Source organism: Devosia sp., from assembly GCF_040509215.1.
Lineage (GTDB): Bacteria > Pseudomonadota > Alphaproteobacteria > Rhizobiales > Devosiaceae > Devosia.
Window position 1 is genome coordinate 1 of sequence record NZ_JBEVLL010000049.1, and the last position, 5,602, is coordinate 5,602.

The following is a 5,602-nucleotide window of genomic DNA, read 5'->3' on the forward strand; positions in this document are numbered from 1 at the left end:
AGCGGGCGCGCAACCAGGTGGGAAACCTTGCCCACGGGTTGAAGACGCCGATTGCGGTTCTCCGCAACGAGGCCGCGACCAAGAAGGGCGCGCTGGCCGACGTCGTGCAGATGGAGACCGAGAAGATGAGCAACATGGTCTCGACCTATCTCGAACGGGCGCGGCTCGCCGCTCGTACCTCGATCGTCGGCAAGAAAGCCGACTCGACCATGATCATGCTGCGGCTGACGCGCGTGATGCGGAAAATCCATCCGGATGTGACCATCGCCTTCCAGCGGCCCGACGCCTCGCTCCCCTGGTTTCGCGGCGACGAGGCCGATCTTGAGGAAATGGCGGGGAACCTCCTCGACAACGCCTGCAAGTGGTCAAAGGGCCAGGTTGGCGTGCGGCTGGCGAGCGAGCGCAATGCCAAGGGCACGCAATTGTTGATTCGGATCGACGATAACGGGCCCGGACTTTCCGAGGATGACGCGCGCAAAGTGTTGCGCCGCGGTGTCAGGCTCGATGAGAAAACGCCGGGATCCGGACTTGGGCTGGATATCGTCAAGGAACTGGTTGATGTCTACGGCGGAAGCCTCGAGCTCAAGCGTTCCGCGCTTGGCGGGCTTTTGGTCGAACTCCGCCTGCCCACGGCACGGCTTGGCGGTTTGGTTCGATCCCCTGCGGCCTGACGCACTTTCGCCGCATTGGCTCAACAAGTACCGACCATACGCTGAAAAGGTCCATATCGATGAATCGCTTCGCCCTGTTTGCCATGCCAGTTCTTGCTCTGGTTCTCGCCGGTTGTTCTACCGCTGGCACGAGCCAGGTGGCCCAGGCGCCGATTGTCTCCGCTCCGGTCGTTGCTCAGCCACTCGTGACGAGCTCCGCCCAGAACGTGCAGCAGGCGCGTCTGACGACCAATATCTCGAGCGGCTTCGTTGATCCGGCGGCGCTGGCGGCGATGACGGCCAAGGATTCGAACGAAGCCAATAGCGCCCAGTTCTATGCCCTGCAGTTCGGCCGTCCGGGTGCTCCGCGCCAGTGGGCCGGCGACAAGGGTACGACCGGCTCGGTTTCCGTGGGTCCCTATGTCCGCGTCAACAATCTCGATTGCCGCGACTTCACCCACACGGTCAAGGTCAATGGCCAGGACTACGTGAAGAAGGGTACCGCCTGCCGCGAGCAGACCGGCAACTGGAACGTGGTGCAGGGCGCCGCCTAAGGCCAGGCAACATTCAGCCGAGCTGAATGTTGATCTGTCCGAGATAAGTCCATACTCGGCAGTTAAGGATTGTTTACCTGCGAGCTATAGGCTCGCAGGGAACACCCCTCTGACCGATAGTATTGATGACACAGCTTGCCAACCGTGCGGACGTGAGTGCGTCGGCCCCCACAAACTCCGGGGCCGCAGCCACCAGAGCTTCAGGGCCGTTCTGCGGCCTCATCGATGCCGTTCTCGTGCAGGAACCGGTTATCGAGAATTTTCCCGGATCGGTGAACGCCGACGCCGCCCAGGCCATATGGGTCTGGGTGACGCGTGATCTCTGCAGCGACATTTTTGCGCCCGAAAAGCTGAGCAACGGCACGCTGATCGCTGCCGATGTGGAAGCTGCCATGCCCGAGATCCTCGGTCGCATGAAGGCTGGGCTCGCCCAGGGTCAGGCCGATGCCGAAGGCGCCCGCCGTCTTTCCGCGCAGCTCGGCCGCGAAGACACACGCCACCATTTGCCAACGGTAATGCTGGCTTTGCGCAACCGGGCGCTGCTGGGCAAGGCCCAGGCGTTCGGCAAGGCAACCAACACGATTTCCGACGAGACTGCGCTCGGCACGGCCATGCAGGCCATGCCGCTGCAGGACCCGGCTCTGGCTGCGCTGGTTTTCCAGGCGGCCATGGGGCAGGTGGCGCAGCCGACCAAGCTCATCCTCGCCGCAATCAAGGTTTCGGGCGCCGCCACCGAAGTATCGGTGCGCCGAGCCGGCCTCGGGCCGCTGATCGATGCCTGCGTGTCGCATGCGCAGAACCAGTTGCGGTTTTTCCAGGCGATCGGGCCCTTTGCCGATGTGGACCTGATTTGCCGGGCGCTCGAACGCTTCCACAAGCTGGTGCGTGCCCTGACCGGCTATCTCGAATTCTCCCGCAGCAGCCAGGCGACGGCCGTGCTCTCTGCGATCACCAAGCATGTCTCGGACCGCATCGAGCCACGGCTGAAGGAAGTCGTGACCGATCTCAACCAGGCCATGCGCCGTCGCGAGAACTCCGACCGGCTCGACACCGACAAGTTGCTGGCGGCAGTGGGCGGGATCTATCTCCTCGCCACGGTCCGCGATTGCCGCGATTCCCTAGCGCTCAACACGGTCTATGAACAGGCCTGGCACCAGTCGGGGCAGGCGCTCGAAATTCACATCCAGCGCAATATGGATCTCTTCAAGGAGAATCCGGACGATGCCAATACCATCGCCCGCCTTGATGCCGTGATCCAGATGGCGCAGGTACGCTTCTCGCCCGAATATGCAGAGACGCTGAAGCGCGCCCGCCTGGCGGCCGAGCGGCGAAGCTAGACTTCGACTTCGGCCGGGATCGCCTGGCCAAGATCGCGCACCACGACATTACGAACCGCCGCGGCGACAAGCGCCTCGGTCTTGCCATCGCGGGTGCGCAGCACGATGCCGATGGCGCGGCGCGGATCGAGCATGTCTTCCCCTTCGAAAATCAGGGCGCCGCTACCCAACTGACGCGATGGATCGTGGCGGAGCAGTGCCACTTTGGCATCGGGGCCGAAGCGATCGGCGAGATAGGGCGGGATTCCGGTTTCGTCTTGCGTGGCTCTTTCGCCTGGCGGCTCGGCACGTGTCAGCGGCACGAGCGCAACGCGCTCCTGCGCCACCACTCCGGCCGATTCCGGCGGGATGAGGCCGATGCCGACACCCGCACAAATGGCGCCGATCGAGAGCGGTTGTGGTGCTTCCGACAGCACGCGCACCGGCCCTGTCTGGGCACCTTGGAAAATCTGCGTCCATCGGCGACGCGGCGGCGGGGCCGGGCGCAGCATGAGAGTGTTGTCGGCGTCGAGATAAGTGGGCACGACCGCATCCGCGTTATCAGCCACATGCATTTGCCGGTCGGGCGTCTCGTAAAATGCGTCGATGACGGGGTCGTCGACGCCAAGGCCGGGGCGGCCCAGCAGGCGATCGACCGCATGGATGCCGCTGGTGACGCAGCCGCGTCGGGTGAAATGTCCCGCAGCGGACCCGGCCAATACAAGGCCGGCGACTTCGCCGATGGGTTCGAGGCGCTCTCTTCGAATGTTCCAGCGGCTTTCGCCGCCAGCCAGATGCCAAAGCGTGAGATCAGGCTGCCACCCGCCGCAGAGGACCAGCCGATCGACGGAGACGGGTTCGCCATGCGGGAGTTCGACCGATAGACGGCCACCCGCGCCGGGAGTGACCCCGAGCGGAACAGTGCCGGGAAACTGCCTGAAACCGTAGGCTTTGCAGAATTCGATATAGCGCGAATTGGCATGGTCGCGCCCATCGAGGATGCGATCAAGATTGATGCCGCTTTCGGCGAGCAATGTGGCGAGGCGATAGGCGGGATTGCCGGAGGTGGCAAGAAGCCATGAGTGCCCCGGCCAGATGCCGTAGCGATAGGCGAGTTCGAACGCATCTTGCGCGCCGACTGTTCCAGGCAGGCGATTGCCCGGTAGCACGGGAAGGCGTTCGAATGCGCCGGTGGCCAGAATGATATGGCGCGCCGGCAGGTCGATGACCCGGCTTTCGACCCGCTCTCCGCCCACATCGAGCTGATGCGCGCGCACAATGCCTTCGCCGATGGCGAAGACCTCGGCATGGGTGAGAACCGTGATCGTGGGATTGGCGACGATTTCGGTCGCAAGCGCGGTGACATTTTCCGTGGGCGTGCTTTCGCCATCCTGCGTGCCGAAAAGGCCGGAATGACCGCCAAGGTGCGGGCTTGCTTCGAGAAGTGTCACCTTGAGGCCTGCATGGGCGCCCGCCAGCGCTGCGGCCATGCCGGCAACGCCGCCACCCACGATGATGAGGTCGGTCGGTTCTGACGCTTCGCCGCGAATGGAGCGCCAGGGGCGCACGAGACTATTGGGCGTGTCGAGGGCGAGGCCAAGCGTGCGGCCCGGCTGGAAGAGACGCGCGAAAAGCCCCGGCGAAGGGCCCTCGGCTATGATGCGATAGTCGGCACCGTCGCGAGCGGGCGTGCGCTCCATGGGCAGGGCGTTTTCGGGAGCGTTGGGTTTTGCAGAATAGGCGATGGCAGGAGCGGCGCCGGCGCGAAGGCCGAGCGGCTGGCCGGCATGGGTGCCGATCGTATCGACGCCGGCAGCAAGCAGCGCACTCAGGACAGTGTCACCCTGGAAGCCGGGCGTGACGCGGCCGTTGATGGTGAACCTGATGGGGCGGTTCCGGTCGATATGCGCGCCGGCGAGGCCCTTGCCAGTGGTGGCGGGCAGGCGGTTGGTCTGTGGCCTCATGCCGCCTGCTCTTCGATGCGAAAATTGAACTCGGCAACGGAGCGGCCAAGACCACGCTTGTCGGCTCGACGCGCCTCACACCATTCGGTCTCGTCGGCACCGGCCTCACCCGCCAGCCAACGCGCCAGAACCGGCGCCATGAACGCTCCGGTCGGGCCCAGACCGGTGAGAATGAGCGGCCCATCTCCTGCGACCGGGCCGAGCAGTGGCGCGCCATCGCCTGGAGACAGGATTTCGTATCCGACCTGACCGACCTGCTGCAATTGCCCGGTCTCGGCGAGGAGTGTTGCCAGGTGACTGGAGAATCCGCTGAGATTGCCCGGACCCATGGCGGCCATGCCGCCCTCTTCGTGCTGGACGAGAACGGCACCGCTATCGAGCTGGACCATGATCGGGCCGGCCAGATGGCGGCTCGATGCGGTCAGGATGGTGGCGTGAGGCCGGCGCAGCAGTTGGGCTGGCCATTGCCAGCCCGGAAGGCAGCGGAAAATCGCGTCATCGTCGACCAGCACCGCATGTCGGGCGACGAGCGTCTCGTCCCCGGCCTTGATTGCCGTGGCGCCGCCGGGCGCCATCGTTGTGGTATCTGGTGGCAGGCGACGAATGCCAAGTTCACCGAGCCATGTCTCAAGCGCGGGTTCGAAACCCGGCCGATGAACGGTCACGGCATCGCTGACGCGCAGCCCAGCGCGGTCGGCGCCGATCTTGGCCGGCGGCACGGTTTCAAGGATCATGCCATGGGCCCGGGCCATGTGGGCGAAATGTCCGAGAACCTCGCGGGCGGCCGGCCCATCGGCAAAGAATATGGGATCGACGCGGCGCAGGGCCTGGCGCCCGCCGATCTTGGTGATGAGCTTGGACGTATCGGGCAGACAATCCCTCAACAGCGCCCAGGTTTCGGGGCGCGTGATCGGGGCGACGGACATGTCGAGGGCCCGAGGCAGGCGGTAGCGCGCCTGCGCATCACCCACCATGACCACCTTGCGCTGGTGCCGGCTCGCCAATAGCCCCGCGACGAGACCTGCCAGCGGGCTCGATCCGAAGATGGCAAAATCCAGCTCGGCTTCGCTCATGCCTTCAAATCCCTGCGACCAGCCGCCGCTGTGGCAATGCGTCCA

The 5,602-nt window shown here is 64.9% G+C and carries 5 protein-coding genes; 3 read left to right on the top strand and 2 right to left on the bottom strand.

What is annotated here, in order from left to right; all coding sequences use genetic code 11:
- From ABW043_RS02470 to ABW043_RS02480, 3 genes are all read left to right on the top strand, one after another.
- Nucleotides 1-671, top strand: a 671-nt coding sequence (locus ABW043_RS02470; RefSeq protein ID WP_353919660.1) for an ATP-binding protein, incomplete at its 5' end; no start/stop codon positions are given.
- A 59-nt stretch (nucleotides 672-730) separates the two neighbouring features.
- Nucleotides 731-1,204 (top strand): hypothetical protein, encoded by a 474-nt coding sequence (locus ABW043_RS02475; RefSeq protein ID WP_353919661.1) that lies wholly within the window; start codon nucleotides 731-733, stop codon nucleotides 1,202-1,204.
- 125 nt (nucleotides 1,205-1,329) lie between these two features.
- A complete protein-coding gene (locus ABW043_RS02480; protein WP_353919662.1) occupies nucleotides 1,330-2,541 on the top strand; it encodes a hypothetical protein in 1,212 nt (403 codons plus the stop codon).
- On the opposite strand, the gene ABW043_RS02485 is transcribed toward ABW043_RS02480, so the two are convergent.
- Both ABW043_RS02485 and ABW043_RS02490 read right to left on the bottom strand, forming a co-directional pair.
- A complete protein-coding gene (locus ABW043_RS02485) occupies nucleotides 2,538-4,484 on the bottom strand; it encodes an FAD-dependent oxidoreductase (RefSeq protein WP_353919663.1) in 1,947 nt (648 codons plus the stop codon). The genes ABW043_RS02480 and ABW043_RS02485 overlap by 4 nt on opposite strands.
- The coding region (locus ABW043_RS02490) for a hypothetical protein (protein ID WP_353919664.1) at nucleotides 4,481-5,602 on the bottom strand (1,122 nt) is incomplete at its 5' end. The genes ABW043_RS02490 and ABW043_RS02485, both read right to left, overlap by 4 nt.

Bases quoted from the DNA above. Each gene is read 5' to 3' on its own strand.
- ABW043_RS02475 (WP_353919661.1), top strand. From the start codon at position 731: ATGAATCGCTTCGCCCTGTTTGCCATGCCAGTTCTTGCTCTGGTTCTC.
- ABW043_RS02480 (WP_353919662.1), top strand. From the start codon at position 1,330: ATGACACAGCTTGCCAACCGTGCGGACGTGAGTGCGTCGGCCCCCACA.
- ABW043_RS02485 (WP_353919663.1), bottom strand. From the start codon at position 4,484: ATGAGGCCACAGACCAACCGCCTGCCCGCCACCACTGGCAAGGGCCTC.